Annotated in this window: 15 protein-coding genes and 1 rRNA gene; 9 read left to right on the top strand and 7 right to left on the bottom strand. The window is 52.8% G+C overall.

Features of this window, described 5'->3' with window-relative positions; genetic code table 11:
- Positions 1-3: 3 nt before the first annotated feature.
- The 6 genes from mnmG to rpmH all read right to left on the bottom strand — a co-directional run bounded on the left by mnmG (position 4) and on the right by rpmH (position 5,792).
- On the bottom strand, positions 4-1,893 hold the full coding sequence (mnmG, locus tag BCM02_RS11705; protein WP_148929289.1) for a tRNA uridine-5-carboxymethylaminomethyl(34) synthesis enzyme MnmG: 1,890 nt from the start codon (positions 1,891-1,893) through the stop codon (positions 4-6).
- Between the two features lie 100 nt (positions 1,894-1,993).
- Positions 1,994-3,373, bottom strand: a complete 1,380-nt coding sequence (gene mnmE, locus BCM02_RS11700) for a tRNA uridine-5-carboxymethylaminomethyl(34) synthesis GTPase MnmE (protein WP_148929688.1) — start codon at positions 3,371-3,373, stop codon at positions 1,994-1,996.
- 69 nt (positions 3,374-3,442) lie between these two features.
- Positions 3,443-4,138: an RNA-binding cell elongation regulator Jag/EloR gene (gene jag / locus BCM02_RS11695; RefSeq protein ID WP_148929288.1), complete on the bottom strand. Its 696-nt coding sequence runs from the start codon at positions 4,136-4,138 to the stop codon at positions 3,443-3,445.
- A complete protein-coding gene (locus BCM02_RS11690; RefSeq protein WP_148929687.1) occupies positions 4,135-4,905 on the bottom strand; it encodes a YidC/Oxa1 family membrane protein insertase in 771 nt (256 codons plus the stop codon). The genes jag and BCM02_RS11690 overlap by 4 nt, the downstream gene beginning before the upstream one ends.
- 187 nt (positions 4,906-5,092) lie before the next feature.
- On the bottom strand, positions 5,093-5,440 hold the full coding sequence (rnpA, locus tag BCM02_RS11685; RefSeq protein WP_148929287.1) for a ribonuclease P protein component: 348 nt from the start codon (positions 5,438-5,440) through the stop codon (positions 5,093-5,095).
- A 217-nt stretch (positions 5,441-5,657) separates the two neighbouring features.
- Positions 5,658-5,792, bottom strand: a complete 135-nt coding sequence (gene rpmH / locus BCM02_RS11680; RefSeq protein WP_148929286.1) for a 50S ribosomal protein L34 — start codon at positions 5,790-5,792, stop codon at positions 5,658-5,660.
- 606 nt (positions 5,793-6,398) lie between these two features.
- On the opposite strand from rpmH, the gene dnaA reads away from it, so the two are divergent.
- The 6 genes from dnaA to gyrB all read left to right on the top strand — a co-directional run bounded on the left by dnaA (position 6,399) and on the right by gyrB (position 12,829).
- Complete coding sequence (gene dnaA / locus BCM02_RS11675; RefSeq protein ID WP_148929285.1) at positions 6,399-7,748, top strand: chromosomal replication initiator protein DnaA; 1,350 nt, start codon at positions 6,399-6,401, stop codon at positions 7,746-7,748.
- 248 nt (positions 7,749-7,996) lie between these two features.
- A complete protein-coding gene (dnaN, locus tag BCM02_RS11670; protein ID WP_148929284.1) occupies positions 7,997-9,139 on the top strand; it encodes a DNA polymerase III subunit beta in 1,143 nt (380 codons plus the stop codon).
- A gap of 32 nt (positions 9,140-9,171) precedes the next feature.
- Positions 9,172-9,387, top strand: coding sequence for a S4 domain-containing protein YaaA (yaaA, locus tag BCM02_RS11665; protein WP_148929283.1), 216 nt, complete (start codon positions 9,172-9,174; stop codon positions 9,385-9,387).
- A 34-nt stretch (positions 9,388-9,421) separates the two neighbouring features.
- On the top strand, positions 9,422-10,531 hold the full coding sequence (recF, locus tag BCM02_RS11660; protein ID WP_148929282.1) for a DNA replication/repair protein RecF: 1,110 nt from the start codon (positions 9,422-9,424) through the stop codon (positions 10,529-10,531).
- Between the two features lie 48 nt (positions 10,532-10,579).
- A complete protein-coding gene (gene remB / locus BCM02_RS11655; RefSeq protein WP_148929281.1) occupies positions 10,580-10,828 on the top strand; it encodes an extracellular matrix regulator RemB in 249 nt (82 codons plus the stop codon).
- 90 nt (positions 10,829-10,918) lie between these two features.
- A complete protein-coding gene (gene gyrB / locus BCM02_RS11650; protein WP_148929280.1) occupies positions 10,919-12,829 on the top strand; it encodes a DNA topoisomerase (ATP-hydrolyzing) subunit B in 1,911 nt (636 codons plus the stop codon).
- Positions 12,830-12,919: 90 nt separating this feature from the next.
- On the opposite strand, the gene BCM02_RS11645 is transcribed toward gyrB, so the two are convergent.
- Positions 12,920-13,696: a YheC/YheD family protein gene (locus BCM02_RS11645; protein ID WP_187434170.1), complete on the bottom strand. Its 777-nt coding sequence runs from the start codon at positions 13,694-13,696 to the stop codon at positions 12,920-12,922.
- A 409-nt stretch (positions 13,697-14,105) separates the two neighbouring features.
- Between BCM02_RS11645 and gyrA the strand changes: the two genes are divergently transcribed.
- From gyrA to BCM02_RS11630, 3 genes are all read left to right on the top strand, one after another.
- Entirely contained in the window at positions 14,106-16,598 is a 2,493-nt protein-coding gene (gene gyrA / locus BCM02_RS11640; RefSeq protein WP_148929278.1) for a DNA gyrase subunit A, read from the top strand.
- Between the two features lie 37 nt (positions 16,599-16,635).
- Positions 16,636-17,715 (top strand): HD-GYP domain-containing protein, encoded by a 1,080-nt coding sequence (locus tag BCM02_RS11635; RefSeq protein ID WP_148929277.1) that lies wholly within the window; start codon positions 16,636-16,638, stop codon positions 17,713-17,715.
- 235 nt (positions 17,716-17,950) lie between these two features.
- Positions 17,951-18,042: ribosomal RNA gene (locus tag BCM02_RS11630) — 16S ribosomal RNA — on the top strand; the annotation flags it as partial.

The following is an 18,042-nucleotide window of genomic DNA, read 5'->3' as shown; positions in this document are numbered from 1 at the left end:
TGCCTACCCCCGCGCCGCCGTTACGCGGTTATAATGTTCCAGATAGACGAGCAAGATCGAGATATCCGCCGGCGTGACGCCGCCGATCCTGGATGCCTGACCGATCGAGAGCGGGCGAATATTCGTCAGCTTTTGCTTCGCTTCGGAAGCAAGACCATGAACCGCCGTATAGTCGATATCTTCAGGAATGCGTTTCTTCTCCATTTTGGATAGACGTTCGACTTGAAGAAGCTGCTTCTCGATGTAACCGGAATATTTAATTTGTATCTCGACCTGTTCCTTCATCTCATCCGTCAGTTCTACGGGCGAAGGCACGAAGCGTTCCACATGCGTATATGTCACTTCAGGACGGCGCAGCAGCGTGAGCGCATCGGTCGTAAACTGCAGAGGCGCCGATCCAAGCTCGGCCAGCATATCTTGTACGCCTTGCTCTGCTTTGATTTTCGCCGATTTTAATCTTTCGATTTCCTGTTCGACGAGCTCCTTCTTCTTCGCGAACTTCGCGTAGCGCGCTTCGCTGATCAAACCAATCTCGTAACCGGTTGGCGTCAGACGCAGATCCGCGTTATCATGGCGGAGCAGCAAGCGATATTCGGCACGCGAAGTGAGCAAACGGTAAGGCTCGCTCGTCCCTTTCGTCACGAGATCATCGATCAATACGCCGATATAACCTTGCGAACGATCCAAAATGATCGGATCCTTGCCTTGGGCTTTGCGAGCGGCATTGATGCCGGCCATAATCCCTTGACCAGCGGCTTCCTCGTATCCCGACGTACCGTTAATCTGGCCAGCGGTGAACAGATTCGGTACGACCTTCGTCTCCAGCGACGGCCACAGCTGCGTTGGTACGACGGCGTCGTATTCGATGGCGTAGCCGGTACGCATCATCTCGACCCGCTCCAATCCCGGGATCGAACGAAGAATGCTTAGCTGCACGTCTTCCGGCATGCTCGTCGAGAGACCTTGCACGTAATATTCGGACGTATTTTTACCTTCCGGCTCCAGGAAAATCTGATGCTTCGGCTTATCGGCGAAGCGCACGATTTTATCCTCGATCGACGGGCAATACCGCGGCCCCGTCCCTTCGATCGCTCCCGAGAACATCGGCGCGCGGTGAAGATTGTCGTTAATAATGCGATGCGTCTCTTCCGAGGTATATGTCAGCCAGCATGGCAGCTGCTCGTTGTTGGAGTATTCCGTCTCGTAAGAAAAGAACTTCGGATTGTCGTCGCCTGGCTGAATCTCCGTTTTGTCGAAGTCGATCGTGTCCTTATGCACCCGAGGCGGTGTACCGGTTTTGAACCGCACCAGATCCAGACCGAGCTCGCGCAGGCTTTGCGACAATCGTACCGATGGCTGCTGGTTGTTCGGTCCGCTTTCATACATCAGCTCGCCCATGATGATTTTCCCTCGCAAGTAGGTTCCCGTCGTCAGTACGACCGTTCTCGCCCGGTAGATGGCCCCCGTCTTCGTAATAACGCCGACGCAGACGCCGTCCTCGACGATCAGCTCTTCCGCCATCCCTTGCCGAAGCGTCAGATGATCGGTTTCCTCGATCGTTTTCTTCATCGTATGTTGATACAGAAATTTGTCCGCTTGCGCGCGCAACGCGTGAACCGCCGGACCTTTGCCGGTGTTCAACATCCGCATTTGAATGAACGTCTTGTCGATATTACGCCCCATCTCGCCGCCGAGGGCGTCGATTTCGCGTACCACATGCCCTTTCGCCGGACCGCCGATCGACGGGTTACATGGCATGAATGCCACCATATCCAAGTTAATCGTCAGCAACAGCGTCTCGCAGCCCATCCGGGCCGACGCCAACGCCGCTTCGCATCCCGCATGGCCTGCGCCTATCACGAGGACGTCGAAATTTCCTGCTTCATATCCCATTTTGCCAATTTACCTCCTTGCCAGCCCCTCTTCTCCCTCTTTTTCGTGAAAAGGATTGCAAATCCAGAACTGGCAGTTATCAATGTTTATCGTTGTTGTCTTATTTACCTAAACAGAACTGCGAGAAAATCTGGTCGATGAGCGACTCCGATACCGAATCGCCTATCATTTCGCCCAATTGTTCCCATGCGGTTCGCACGTCAATTTGCACTAAATCAATTGGAATGCCGGCATCCGTCGCTTCCATTGCGTCCACAAGCGACTGCTTGGCTTGATGCAGTAGCGCAATATGTCGAACGTTGCTGACATAGGTCAGATCCCCGCTATCGATCTCGCCGCCGAAGAACATGCCGCGAATGACCTTCTCCAGTTGATCGAGCCCTTGCTCTCGCAATACCGATAACCGCACGATCGATCCCGAGGCAAAACGGCTGGCCATCTCGCCTTCATCCACCGCCACCGGCAAATCCGTCTTGTTCAAGAGTACAATTACCGGTCGCCCCTGCAGCTCTTCCATTAATTTATAGTCGTCCTCATGAAGCGATTCCGAGGCATTCACCACGAACAAAATGAGATCCGCTTCCTCCAGCGCGGTGCGCGAGCGCTCGACGCCGATCCGCTCGACGACGTCGGTCGTCTCCCTAATCCCTGCCGTGTCGAGTAGCCGAAGCGGAATCCCGCCAAGCGTAACATACTCTTCAATAACGTCGCGCGTCGTGCCCGGAATATCGGTGACAATCGCTTTGTTCTCCTGCACGAGCGCATTGAGCAGCGACGATTTGCCGACATTCGGGCGACCGACGATGGCGGTCATAATGCCTTCCCTCAATATCTTGCCTTCGCTCGCTGTTTTTAACAGACGGTCAATTTCGTCGCAAGCCTCCTGGCTCCGTTCGCGAATATAGTTGTTTGTCATTTCCGCCACGTCGTGCTCCGGATAGTCGATATTCACTTCAATATGGGCGAGCAATTCCACCAAGTTATGGCGCAGCGCCTTCACCCGGCGGGACAACGTGCCTTCCGCCTGCTTCATCGCGACCGAGAACGCGCGGTCGGATTTCGAACGGATCAAGTCAATAACCGCTTCAGCTTGCGCCAGGTCGATCCGTCCGTTCAGGAAAGCGCGCTTCGTGAATTCCCCCGGTTCGGCAATCCGTACCGTGCCCTGCCGCAGCAGCAGCTCCAGCACCCGCTTGACCGCGACAACGCCGCCGTGCGTGCTCAATTCCACGACATCCTCCGCCGTGAACGAACGAGGCCCGCGCATGATGGTCAGCAGAATCTCTTCGATTTTCTCCCCGTTCGCCGGATCCACGATATGACCGTAATGTACCGTATGCGACGGCGCCTCCACAATATTCGAAGCACTCTTGAACAACTTCGCCGACTCGGCCACGGCATCGGGACCGCTCACGCGAATCACGGCAATTCCGCCTTCGCCGACCGCGGTGGCGATTGCGGCGATCGTTTCTTGTGTCATCATAGATGGTTTATACTCCCTTAAAAAAATGAGCAATGACAACTGTTGCATGCCATTGCTTCATCTCATTTATGCATCTTGCTTTAATGTAATCACGACGCACCGGTTCGGCTCGTCGCCTTTGCTGTACGTTTTGACCCGAGCATGATTCTGCAGTTGGGCGTGAATCACTTTCCGGTCCTGCGGGGACATTGGCTCCAGCATGACTTCCTTCTTCGTCCGGATGACCCGTCCCGCCAGACGATCGGATAAGTCCTCCAGCGTCTTGCGTCTGCGGTCGCGGAAATTCTCCGCATCGAGCACAATGCGCAGATGGCTGTCGGAATAACGGTTGGCAACGATATTGACCAGGTACTGCATCGCGTCCAGCGTCTGACCGCGGCGCCCGATGAGCAGTCCAAGATCGCCGCTGCCTTGGATGGCAAGGGTCGTCCCTTCCCTCGACTTGCTTCTCGTGACCGAGAGAGACAGTCCCATGGTGGCGCCCACGTCGACGATGAAACGCTCGGCCTCATCCAACGGATCCACATCGCCATGATCCGGTTCAATGCCCTCCGGCGAAGCTTCCGCGGCAGCCGGCGAAACCTCGCGTTCGATCAGCGCGATCTCAACCTTGGCGGGCTTGACCCCGATCAGACCGAACAAACCGCGGCTTGGCGCTTCAAGCACCGTAACGGCTACCTGGTCCATCGTCGTATTCAATTCCGTTAAACCGTTGCGCACAGCATCATCTATCGTTTTGCCCGATGCGACGATTTTCCTCATTTCGCAGGTGCACTCTCCTTGTCCTTCTCTGCAGAGCGGATATACAAGAAATAGTTTTGAATGATCGTATAGATGTTACTGAAGATCCAGTAGATCGGCAGCGCGGCCGGAAGCGACAGCGCCATGACGAAGATCAGCACCGGGAAAATCAGCATGATCGTATTCATCGCCGGCATCATCGGGTTGTTGCCTTTTTGCTGCGATTGCATCATTTTCGACTGGACATATGTCGTTAACGCGGCGAGCAGCGGCAAAATATACGCGTACCAGGCTTGTTCGTTAACGGCTATCCCCATCTTGATTCCCAGGAAGGAGTGGTCTCGAATAGCCGGGTTCCAATAGATCGAATTATACAGCGCGATAAAAATCGGCATTTGAACGAACAACGGCAAACAGCCTGCAAGCGGATTGACCTGATTCTGCTGGAACAGCTTCATCGTCTCTTCCTGCTGCTTTTGCGGATTGTCTTTATATTTCTCTTTGATTTTGGCGAGCTCCGGCTGAATAGCCTGCATCGCCTTCGAACTCCTGTACTGCTTGAGCGTCAGCGGCAAAATCAAGGTGCGAACGATGATCGTCAGCAACAGAATCGCAAGACCGTACTCGCCGTTAAACCAATCGGCGAACGTATCGAGCGTCTGCGCAAAGTAATACACGACATACTTCTCCCAGAAGTTGCCTTCCTTTAGATCGGCAGTGTCAACCGTATGCGACGCTGACGGCGCGCACCCCGATAAGAAGAGAGCGAGAAGTACAAGCGTGAGCATGGTGATCCAACTGCGTTTAGAAATACGGGACAACAGAAAAACTCCTCTCTAGAGTAACCATCGCAATCAAGCGCCAAGGGCTTCTGCACGAAGCGTCCCGCTCCCGATGCATACATTACAAACTATAGCATATTTTATGGAACAAAGAAACAAGCGCAGACGAAGCAAAAAACCGCCAAAACCGCCGTTATTTCGACGTTTTCAGCAGTCCGGCCCGCTTCAACACGTGCATAATGCTACGCTCCAGTTCCTTGCTCGTCATCCCGACCGCCGGCTTGCGGACGATCAGAATAAAATCGACATGTGCCTGGATCCGGTCGGCCTGCAGTCGGACGATTTCCTTGGCGACACGTCTCATCCGGTTCCGCACGACGGCATTGCCGATTTTCTTGCTGGCGGACACGCCCAACCGGAACGGCTCCGCCTTCGGCTGCCGGGACCAGTAGAGGACGAACTGTCCGTTCGCGAACGACTTTCCCTGCCGGTAGATCCGGCTAAAATCTTCCCGGTTTCGCAACCGCAATTTCCTTTGCACGGCTCTTCGTTCACCAACCTTCTTGCGCTAATTTCAAGTATTGCCTGCTTCCGCCAACCTAAACGGCTTGTTTCCTCATTAATGAAGGTACGTTTTTGGACGAAATGCTCCCTCATTTTATACAAAAAAAACCGCGATCACAGCAACAAAATCCTCTGACTCGCGGCCGATTCCGGTTCAAGGCATAAAAAAAAGACCACGGTGCGTGGTCTTGTTCTTACGCGCTCAGTACTTTTCTACCTTTTTGACGGCGGGCAGCAAGCACTTTACGTCCGTTCTTCGAAGCCATACGTTTGCGGAATCCGTGCACTTTCTTACGTTTGCTAACGTTCGGTTTAAATGTCGGTCTCATTATTGCACCTCCTGTTTCCATATTCCCTCGCCAAGCGACTTTCTATACTTCGCCGATCGAACGACGGATCTTTAACATAAAAAAAACGCTTTTTCAATTAAACCATGCCTACGCTCAAATGTCAACCGAAGGTCCCAGCGCCTAACAGTCCCGCAGCCGTTCGAAACCGTGGATAACGGATTGGCTGACACCCGCCTGTGGATAACAAGAATAATCGGGATAATCCGTCGCAAACTAATAACATGTGGATGGCTTTAAATAGCCCTCCGCGATTTTTGTCGAATCCCAACAAGTTATAAACAATATGTAGTGTTGGTGATAACTTTTGTACACAACCTATAGAATTTGTGGATAGACTCGTTAGAATCGTTGAAAATACGGGGTCGTTTTGCTATGATAGATATGTTTTCTGTGTGGATAGCTATGCAATCCCCTCTTATTTATCAACAGCCTGTGGATAATACTGTGAACAACATCATTCCCCTATTGATATCTTACTCTCGAATAACTTTATACTGTGGATGAAGGTTTCCCTATACGGGTCTATTCGACATCAAGCGCATGTCTGCGCCGCATAAGGGCGAATTGGATAAGGAGTGACAATCTGTGGAAGCCCATACGAGCGAAATGTGGCAGCAGGTGCTGTCGATTATACAGACCAAGCTGAGCAAACCTAGCTTCGATACATGGTTCAAAGCAACCAAGGCATCGCTGCATGGCGAATCGCTAGTGGTTGTGACGGCACCGACGACTTTTGCCGTTGAATGGTTGGAAAGCCGCTATACCAAATTAGTACGCACCACGCTCCAGGAATATATGGGGCGTCAATTTGACATAAAGTTCGTGATCGAGGAGAACAAGCCGCCCGAGCCGGCCGTCCAAATGCCTATCGTGACGGCGGTACCGGCTCAGCCGGAAGAAACGGTTCAGCACATGCTGAATCCCAAGTATACGTTCGACACGTTCGTCATCGGCGCCAACAACCGGTTTGCGCATGCGGCATCGCTTGCCGTAGCGGAAGCGCCGGCCAAGGCATACAACCCGCTATTTTTATACGGCGGCGTCGGACTAGGCAAAACGCACTTGATGCACGCGATCGGCCATTACATATTGGAGCATAATCCGAGCACGCGCGTTCTTTATTTGTCGTCCGAGAAATTTACCAACGAATTCATCAACTCGATCCGGGACGACCGGGGGGAAAGTTTCCGCAACAAGTACCGCAGCATAGACGTGCTGCTCATTGACGACATCCAGTTTTTGGCCGGCAAAGACGGGACACAAGAGGAATTTTTCCATACCTTTAACGCGCTTCACGAAGAACGCAAGCAGATCGTCATTTCATCCGACCGGCCGCCTAAGGAAATTCCGACGCTCGAAGAACGGCTTCGCTCCCGTTTCGAATGGGGGCTCATCACCGATATCCAAGCCCCGGATTTAGAGACTCGGATCGCGATTTTACGCAAGAAGGCGAAGGCCGAGAACCTGGATATTCCGAACGAAGCGATGGTCTATATCGCCAACCAGATCGATACGAACATCCGCGAGCTCGAGGGCGCGCTCATTCGCGTCGTCGCCTATTCTTCGCTCATCAATGCCGACATTACGTCGCATTTGGCAGCCGAGGCGCTTAAGGATATTATTCCCGCCAGCCGTCCGAAGATGATCACCATGCAGGACATTCAGCAGAAGGTAGGCGAGTTTTACGGGCTGCGGATGGAGGAGTTCAAAGCCCGCAAGCGCACGAAAGCGGTTGCCTATCCGCGTCAAATCGCCATGTATCTCTCCCGTGAGCTCACCGACTATTCTTTGCCGAAGATCGGCGAGGCTTTCGGCGGCCGCGACCATACGACGGTCATTCATGCCCATGAGAAAATATCGCAGCAGCTGAAGATCGACCCCGATCTGTTCAAGATCATCCAGACGCTGACGGAGAAAATTAAGAACCACTCCTAGAATCGACAATTCGCGTGACATAAACGACAAAAGTTATGCACGCGTGTATAGTTTATACGGACAAGCCTATGCACAAGCTATTAACATGTGGATAGGCTTGATCTATCAGGGCCAAACCCGCTTATCCACATATCCACCGCGCCTACTACTACGACTACTCTTTTTTTAAAAGAAATATCATCAATAGAACAACGTCGATTTCTCCCGAAGACGATCGACCGTTCGCCAAAATCACGAGGAGTGAAATCATGAAACTAACGATACGTAAAGACCAACTCAATGACGCTATTCAGCAAGTATCCAAAGCTTCGTCCTCTAGACCCGCAATACCGATTTTGGGAGGCATAAAGTTCGATGTTACGCATCAAGGCGTCACGCTCACCGCATCGGATACCGACATCTCCATCCAAAGTTTTATTCCCGTCGAAGACGGCGATCAAATCATCGCATCCATCGACAAACCCGGCAGCGTCGTGCTCCCGGCTAAATTTTTTGTCGAGATTGTGAAGAAGCTCCCTTCCGAAAATGTCGAAATTGAAGTGAAAGACGGCCATCAGACGCTCGTGCGCTCCGGTTCCACCGATATCCAAATGGTAGGCCTGGATCCGGAAGAATTCCCCGTTCTCCCGACAATCGATCAAAGCGAAAGCATCTCGGTTCCGGGCGACCTGATCAAATCGATGATCCGCCAAACCGTATTCGCTGCTTCCACGAGCGAGCAAACGCCTATCTTAACCGGCGTGTTATGGAATCTCCAAGAAGATCAATTCAAGTTTGTTGCTACAGATCGTCACAGACTGGCAAGCCGCACCGCTTCGGTGTCCACTGAGAGTGGACTCCGCTTTTCCAATGTCGTCATCGCCGGCAAGACGCTCGCTGAACTGTCCAAGTTGGTACCGGATGACAACACTCTTGTTGAAATTGTCGTCGCGGACAATCAGGTGTTGTTCAAAATTGGACATGTGTTGTTCTTCTCGCGTATTTTGGATGGGACATATCCGGATACTTCCAAGATTATTCCGCAGAACTTCAAAACAGAACTCGTCCTTCACACGAAAAAGCTGACCGACGCAATCGACCGCGCCTACTTGATGTCCCGCGAAGAGAAAACGAACATCGTTCGGCTGGCGACGCAAGACGACGGCATGGTTGAAATCTCGTCCAGCTCGACGGAACTCGGACGCGTGACCGAGCAGTTGGAAGTAAAGCAGTTCACCGGCGATCCGCTGCGGGTGGCTTTTAACTCCAAATATATGCTCGATGCGCTCAAAGTCATCGACAGCGAATATTTGTTCGTCGGTTTCAACGGCCCGATGAGTCCCATTATTATCAAGCCGACGGATCATCCGCATAGTTTGCATCTCATTTTGCCTTACCGGACGACAGGCTAACGAATCGCAGCAGAGGAAAGAGGCGGACCAACATGAAAGACATCTCGATTTCGACCGAGTATATCGCGCTCGGACAATTTTTAAAGCTGGCCGATTGCATCAGCACCGGCGGCGAGGCGAAATTCTTTTTGCAGGAAACGAAGGTCGTCATTAACGGGGAGCCGGATAACAGAAGGGGACGCAAGCTGTACGACGACGATCAGGTCGAAGTGGAAGGCTGCGGCAAGTTCCGGGTCGTTCGGCGGTAAGACACCGCATATATGGCGCGTAGGAGGCGGCAGCTTGTTCTTAAATTCCATTCAATTGCAACATTACCGCAACTACGAGCAGCTGGAACTTCGGACCGACAGCCAGGTGAACCTGTTTGTCGGTCCGAACGCCCAGGGGAAGACGAATCTGCTGGAAGCCATTTTCGTGCTGGCGCTCACCAAATCCCATCGAACGAGCAAGGACAAGGAGCTCATCGGATGGCAGTCGCAAGACGCGAGGATTCGCGGCGAGGTGGATAAGCGATATGGTACGGTGACGCTCGACTTGACGCTATCCGGACAAGGCAAGAAGGCGAAGATCAACGGACTGGAACAGCGCAAGCTGAGCGATTTTGTCGGCTCGCTCAACGTGGTCATGTTCGCGCCGGAAGATTTGGAGATCGTTAAGGGAACGCCGGGCATTCGCAGACGGTTTCTGGACATGGAAATCGGTCAGGTGCAGCCCGGTTATTTGCATTCCCTCGGCCAATATTCCAAAGTGCTCGTACAGCGCAATAACTACCTCAAGACCGCCACTCCCGGGTCAGTCAACCAGGCCATGCTCGACATCTGGAACATGCAGCTTGCGGAGTATGGTGTTAAAATTATTAAAAAAAGGGAAAACTTTATTCATAAACTGCAAAGATGGGCGCAGCAGATCCATGCCGGCATTACGGGCGGCACCGAAGAGCTCACCATTGTCTACCGCCCCTCCTTCGAGACGGAAGATGCAAAAGATGAATCTGTTTTATTCGATCGATTTATGATAAAGTTAACACAGGTAAAAGATCAGGAACTGCGCCGAGGGGTAACGCTTGTAGGACCCCACCGGGATGACATCGCCTTCTTCATCAACGGCAAGGAAGCGCAGGTATACGGTTCGCAAGGCCAACAGCGGACGGCGGCTCTCTCGCTGAAACTAGCGGAGATCGAGCTGATTCACGAAGAGATCGGAGAATACCCGCTGCTTTTGCTAGACGACGTCTTGTCGGAACTCGATCAGAACCGGCAGACCCAACTCATTGAGACCTTCCAGAACAAAGTACAAACGTTCGTTACGACGACCGGGCTTGAGAGCGTCAATATCGCCAAACTGCACGATTCCCGCATCTATCAGGTGAGGGACGGCCAGGTTGTGCGGTAGCGGCGCTTCTGGTACTACCAGAGGAATTTTGCGGGGAGCGTGCTTGCCATGTATATTCATTTGGGCGGGGAAAAGATCATACGCGCGGCGGAGCTCGTGGCGATTTTCGATATTTCGATCGAGCAATCCTCGAAGCTGTCCAAACAATTCGTGGCGCAGGCCCGGAAGCGGAAAGACGTCGAAGTTATAGGCGAAGAAGAAGCGAAATCAATCGTTGTGACGCAGCACAAAGTCTACTATTCGCCAATCTCGTCCTCCACGCTGAAGAAGAGATCGCACCATTTTGCGACGACTTGATTCCAGCGGTAAGTGAAGCGAGCAGCCCTGCATTTAGCAGCCCGTCTTCGGGCTGGGGCATAGCAGTCGAGAGGAGCAGTGAATTCAAGCATGTCGTTGAATCAACACACCTACGATGAAAGTCAGATACAGGTTCTAGAAGGTTTAGAGGCTGTCCGCAAACGGCCGGGCATGTACATTGGCTCCACGAGCAGCAAAGGCCTGCACCATCTCGTATGGGAAGTCGTCGACAACAGTATCGACGAGGCGCTGGCCGGCTTTTGTACGCGCATTGACGTGACCATCCATGAAGACAACAGCATTACCGTTGTCGACAACGGACGTGGGATCCCGGTCGGAGAGAACGTCAAGCTGAAGAAGTCCACGCTTGAAGTCGTAATGACCGTCCTTCATGCGGGCGGCAAGTTCGGCGGCGAAGGCTATAAAGTATCCGGCGGTCTGCATGGCGTCGGCATCTCGGTCGTGAACGCGTTGTCGGAACAGGTCATCGTGACGGTTAAACGGGAAGGCAAAGTACACCAACAAGAGTACCGTCGCGGAACGCCGCAATCCGATCTCCAGATTATCGGAGATAGCGACGAGACGGGAACGACCGTTCGTTTCAAACCGGACCCGGAGATTTTCACGGAGACGACGGTTTATGAGTATGAGATTTTGCAAGGACGTATTCGCGAACTTGCGTTTTTGAATAAAGGCATCGAGATTAATCTGACCGACGAGCGGACCGCGACATCCAATACGTTTAAGTTCGACGGCGGCATTATCGAGTTCGTCCAGCACTTGAACCGGAAGCGCGAAGCGCTGCATGAAACTCCGATTTACGTGGAAGGCGCCAAAGATAACATCCATGTCGAGGTAGCGCTCCAGTATAACGACAGTTACACGGAGAACATCTACTCGTTCGCCAATAATATCAATACGCATGAAGGCGGCACGCACGAGTCTGGCTTCAAGAGCGCGCTCACGCGGATCATTAACGATTACGCCCGCAAGACGAATCTCGTGAAGGACAACGACTCGAACCTTTCCGGCGACGACGTTCGCGAAGGACTCACGGCCATCATTTCGGTCAAAATCCCGGAACCTCAGTTCGAAGGCCAAACGAAGACGAAGCTCGGCAATAGTGAAGTCCGCGGAATCGTAGAGTCCTTCTTCGCGGAGAAGTTCCAGGAGTTCCTCGAAGAGAACCCGGCCGTCTCTCGCAAAATCATCGACAAAGGTTTGCAGGCGGCCAGAGCGCGCGAAGCCGCGCGCAAAGCCCGCGAACTGACGCGCCGCAAGAGCGCGCTGGAAGTGAGTTCCCTTCCGGGTAAGCTGGCCGACTGTTCATCTAAGGACGCTTCGATCAGCGAACTGTACATTGTCGAAGGCGACTCCGCGGGCGGCTCGGCCAAACAAGGACGCGACCGCCATTTCCAGGCGATCCTTCCGCTGCGGGGCAAAATTTTGAACGTCGAGAAGGCCCGTCTGGATAAAATTCTCGGCAATGCCGAAATTCGCGCGATCATTACGGCGCTTGGCACGGGCATCAGCGATGATTTCGATATTTCGAAGGCGCGTTACCACAAAGTCATCATCATGACCGATGCCGACGTCGACGGCGCGCATATCCGTACGCTGCTGCTGACGTTCTTCTACCGGTACATGCGCAAAATTCTCGAGGCGGGCTATATCTACATCGCGCAGCCGCCGCTCTTCAAGATCGAGCGCAATAAGGTCGTGCGTTATGCGCAGAGCGAGCGGGAACGCGACGAGATTATCGCGGAATTCGGCGAAGGCGTGAAAGTCAACGTTCAGCGTTACAAAGGTTTGGGCGAGATGAATGCCGGCCAGCTGTGGGAGACGACCATGGATCCGGAGAGCCGCACGATGCTGCAGGTATCGATCGAAGACGCGATCAAGGCGGACGAAATTTTCGAGACGCTGATGGGCGACGAAGTCGAGCCGCGACGCGATTTTATTCAGCAATTTGCGAAGTTCGTGAAGAACCTCGACGTGTAGCGATAGAGGAAGTAAGCGAACAAGCCGCACGGGCGACCGGCGGCTTGTTTTTGATTGGTATACCGCTCCAGACGTGTGTGTAAGGCTGCATTATTTTGCCGCACGGCGCTTTTTGGGGCGTTTGATCCGGCCGTACCGCACGGCATAACGGTAGATTTTCCGGAAAACCGCAGGATCCTTTAAGGCGCGGAATATATACGGATCCGGCTTTGTATTGACTTCGAGCACCCAGAAACGGAACTGATCGTCGAGAGCGACGTCCAGACCGATTTCCTTCAAGCCGGGATATGCGGCAGAGAGCTGATTGGCCGTATCGGTGCCCAACTGACGTAGCTGCTCGTAGAGCTGTTGCTGGCTTTCTAAGTCCAAATAAGGACGTAGAAGGACGGATACTTCGGTGAGCGTGCCCCCGCTATGATAGTTGGTTACGATTTTGTTCGCCTGCGCCAAGCGGCCGATCATCCCTGTCGTCTCCCAGCGATTAGCTCCGTTTCGTTGAACCATGACGCGCAAGTCGAAGCTTCGTCCCTCCAGCTGCAGCAAGGAGATGCCGCGTTGAATGAGATAGCCGCGTCCGCCTATGATCGATTCCAACTGTTCAACTAGAGACGAAACCGACGTTAAGGCATGCGCCACTGTTCCCGACTGAAAGGAATACTCTCCTTCGCCGGCTTTCCATACCCGCATAACGCCTTTGCCGAATGTGCCGCCGTCGGGTTTTACGTACACCATCCCGTATTGATCGAGCATGGTGGCCAGGGTATCCGCGCTCCATAGCTTCGTGTCCGGTATCCGGGGAGCCAGGAGCGGCGACCTCAGGAGGACGCTCGTCTTGGCCCATTTGCTTCGAACCCGTTGAATAGCCAATGTCATCCGCCTCTCAGGAGTTGGTAGGGGCACAAGACAAACAAGACAGAGGCTGCAAACAATGGTATAATATCAGGGATAATGCCTATTTTTCGTTTGTTTTTTGGTACCCCGGGGATAGTTTATGTCGAAGCAAGGCGAGTGGAGAGGGTTTGTACCCATCGACCCGGATAGATTGACGAATATCCATGCGCTGGCGCTTCGGTTGCGAGGTTTAAGCGACTCCCGTTTATGGGCAAACTGTAATGTTATCCCTTTATTTCTTATACGAAATTAGTGCGGGGCAACCAAGCTTCGCGAATAGGTAAGCCGCGGATATCCCCGCATGGAGTCAACTTGCGTGTGGTCGTATTGAACAGCGGCGATGCTGCGAAGCACAATCATACGCGAAACTTTTAGGAGGTTTACGATGGCGGAAGAACAACAATCGCAGATTCATGACCGCGATATCAGTACCGAGATGCGCGAATCGTTTATGGACTACGCGATGAGCATCATTGTGAGCCGCGCCCTTCCCGACGTCAGGGATGGGTTGAAGCCGGTTCACCGCCGCATTTTGTATGCGATGTCGGAACTCGGCATGTCGCCGGACAAGCCTTACAAGAAATCGGCGAGGATCGTCGGCGAAGTCATCGGCAAGTATCACCCGCACGGCGACTCGGCCGTCTATGAATCCATGGTCCGGATGGCTCAGGACTTCTCGCTCCGCTATATGATGATCGACGGGCACGGCAACTTCGGTTCGATCGACGGCGACTTTGCGGCAGCCATGCGTTATACGGAGGCCCGTTTGTCTAAGATCGCCATGGAGATGCTGCGCGATATTAACAAAGACACGATCGACTTCGTGCCGAACTACGATGGCGAAGAACATGAGCCGGCCGTTCTGCCGGCGCGTATCCCGAACTTGCTCGTGAACGGCGTTTCGGGGATCGCGGTCGGCATGGCGACGAACATTCCGCCGCACAACTTGACGGAAGTCATCGAAGGCGTGCAGGCGCTCATCAAGAACCCGGATATTACCCCGATCGAGCTAATGGAATATATCAAGGGACCGGATTTCCCGACGGCAGGTTTCGTCATGGGCCGGGAAGGCATTCGCCAGGCCTATACGACGGGCCGCGGTTCGGTTACGATGCGCGCGCGCGTCAACATCGAGGATAATGCCGGCAAAGCGCGTATCGTCGTATACGAGCTGCCCTATATGGTTAATAAGGCGCGCTTGGTCGAGAAGATCGCCGAACTCGTCCGCGAGAAGAAGATCGAAGGCATCACCGATCTGCGGGATGAGTCGGACCGGAACGGCATGCGAGTCGTCATCGAGCTTCGTCGCGACGTCAATCCGAATGTCGTGCTGAACAACCTTTACAAACAAACGCAGCTGCAAACCAATTTCGGCATCAACATGCTCGCGATCGTCAACAAAGAGCCGCGCGTGTTGAACCTGAAAGATTGCCTGTATTACTACCTGCAGCACCAAGTCGAAGTCATCCGCCGGAGAACCGAATTCGACCTCAAGAAAGCAGAGGCTCGGGCGCACATTCTCGAAGGCTTGCGCATTGCGCTTGACCATCTGGATGAAGTCATCGCATTGATTCGATCTTCGAGAACGGCCGAAGAAGCTCGCGAAGGATTGATTTCCAGATTCGCGCTTAGCTATGATCAAGCCCAAGCCATTCTCGACATGCGTCTCCAACGCCTGACGGGTTTGGAGCGCGAGAAGATCGAAGCCGAGTATGAAGAGCTCCAGAATAAGATCGCCGAATACAAAGCGATTCTGGCCGACGAACAACTTGTCCTTCAGATCATCAGCGACGAGCTCAACGAAGTTCGGGAGAAATTCGGCGACGAACGCCGTACCGAAATCACGCTCAGCGACGACGAGATTTTGGACGAAGACCTGATTCCGCGCGAAGACGTCATTATTTCGATTACGCACGGCGGTTACGTGAAACGTCTGCCGGTCACCACGTACCGTAGTCAGAAGCGCGGCGGCAAAGGAATTCTCGGCATGGGAACCAAAGAAAGCGACTTCGTCGAGCATCTTTTCGTTTCCAATACGCACCACTATCTGCTGTTCTTTACGGACAAAGGCAAGGTTTATCGCTTGAAAGCCTACGAGATACCGGATCTTAGCCGGACGGCCAAAGGCACGCCTATTATAAATCTAATCCAGATCGAGCAAGGTGAAACGGTGAATGCCGTCATACCTGTCGAAGCGTTCGAACCGGATAAGTACCTCTTCTTTGCGACCAAGGAAGGCGTGGTCAAGAAAACGCCGCTCGACGATTACGCGAATATTCGCAAGGTCGGATTGATCGCGATTAATCTTCGCGAAGAAGACTCGCTTATTGGCGTACGTCTGACCGATGGCAACCAAGAGATCATCATGGGGACGAGTCAAGGGATGTCGATCCGTTTCCAAGAGCAGGACGTTCGCTCCATGGGACGCGCGGCAACAGGAGTGAAGGGGATTCAGACGGATGAGGGCGACTATGTCATCGGCATGGATGTCGTCGTTCCGGAGAACGAAGTGCTGATCGTGACGGCCAAAGGCTACGGCAAGCGTACGCCGATCAGCGAATACCGTATTCAGACGCGCGGCGGCAAAGGCATCAAGACGCTCAACGTCACGGAGAAGAACGGTACGGTCGTGGCGCTTAAAGTCGTGCAGAACGATGAGGATCTGATGATCATGACTTCCTCGGGTACGATGATCCGCACAAGCATGGACGGCATTAACACAATGGGCCGCAATACGGTTGGCGTTAAACTCATCCATATCCGCGAAGACGATTCGGTTGCGACCGTGACGCGCGTTGCCCGCAGCGAAGAAGAGGACGAAGAATCGGAGTCCACGGAAGAATCCGGAGAATCAACGCCGCCGCAAGCGGAAGAATAACTATTTAGACATTTATGATAACGGGAGGGTTCAGGGAATGGCGACGGTACCGGTTACGCAGGTCAAACTCGGAGATAAGCTAGTTGAAGACGTATTGACGCCGCTGGGAAGCGTGCTGTTTCACAAAGGCAAAGTCGTAACGCCGAGAGAATTGGACATTCTTCAAGCATTCCTTGTCCCTACCGTTGTCATAGATGCTCCGGACAAATTCCAGGATAAAGACGCGAGTGCTAACTCGGAAGTGATGAAACCTTCGGTGGAGGTAAAATCCGAACTGGGTGAGCAATACGTTCTAATGGTGAAGCTGCTCAAGAAAGTCTACAACCAGACGGTGAGCGGACAGAGCATTCCTGTGCTGGAGCTGCGCACGCAGCTCGAAGCGCTGCTCGGCTATATCGAGGAATACAAAGTGCTGCAGTTTGCGCCGCAGGTTGTTCAGAATGAAGAGTTTATTCAGCATAAGAGCGTCATGGTCGCCATGAGCTGCTATATGTTGGCTCAGTGGGTGGGGCTTCCCAAGAAGGATTGGATGCAAGCATCCTTGGCGGGCTTGCTTCATGATATCGGTAACGTTAAGGTCGATCCGGCTGTGTTGTATAAGCCTGACTCCTTATCGCTCAATGAGATGGAGGAAATGCGTCGCCACACGGTTCTGGGTTATCAGTTGTTGAAGAACGTAACCGCGATTAACGAGGGCGTCAAACTAGCCGCTCTGCAGCACCATGAGCGCGTAGACGGCAGTGGCTACCCGCTTGGCGTGGAGGCGGACAAAATTCACCCGTATGCGAAGATCGTGGCCATATGCGATATATTTAACGCAATGACGATGAAGCGGGCTTATCGCAAAGCGGCATCTCCCTATTTGGTGTTGGAACAAATACAGAAGGATTCGTTCGGTAAGCTAGAGCCTTCGTACGTTCAGACCTTTATCGAGAAGGTAACCCAGTTTCATAATGGCACCATCGTTCGCTTAAGCGATGACCGCATTGGCGAGATCGTATTTTCCGATCGTAACCATCCGACCCGACCATGGGTTTCGGTGAATGGAACGATTGTCAACTTAACGACCGATAGGCACCTTTACATCGAGGAAATCATGGTTCGGGGTAGCGCGTAATACAACAAATCTGCATGATTAGACTCGTGCTTTATAAGGCGAATGTCGGACCATGCAGATTTTTATTATTTTATTTCAAAAAGTACTTGCAATGGGTAAAACACCTATGGTATATTCTTTAAGTCGCCGCTGAGCAACACGGACGACACGAACAAAAAGAAACAAACTTGTTCCTTGAAAACTGAACAATGAGCGATATATGTCAACGTAAGAAATGAGCTATACAAGCACTTCTTTTATGGAGAGTTTGATCCTGGCTCAGGACGAACGCTGGCGGCGTGCCTAATACATGCAAGTCGAGCGGATCTTACCCTTCGGGGTAAGGTT

It is taken from the genome of Paenibacillus methanolicus, from assembly GCF_008124765.1.
Lineage (GTDB): Bacteria > Bacillota > Bacilli > Paenibacillales > Paenibacillaceae > Paenibacillus_Z > Paenibacillus_Z methanolicus.
The sequence above is the reverse complement of the archived record's forward strand: the minus strand, read 5'-3'. Positions and strand labels throughout refer to the sequence as shown.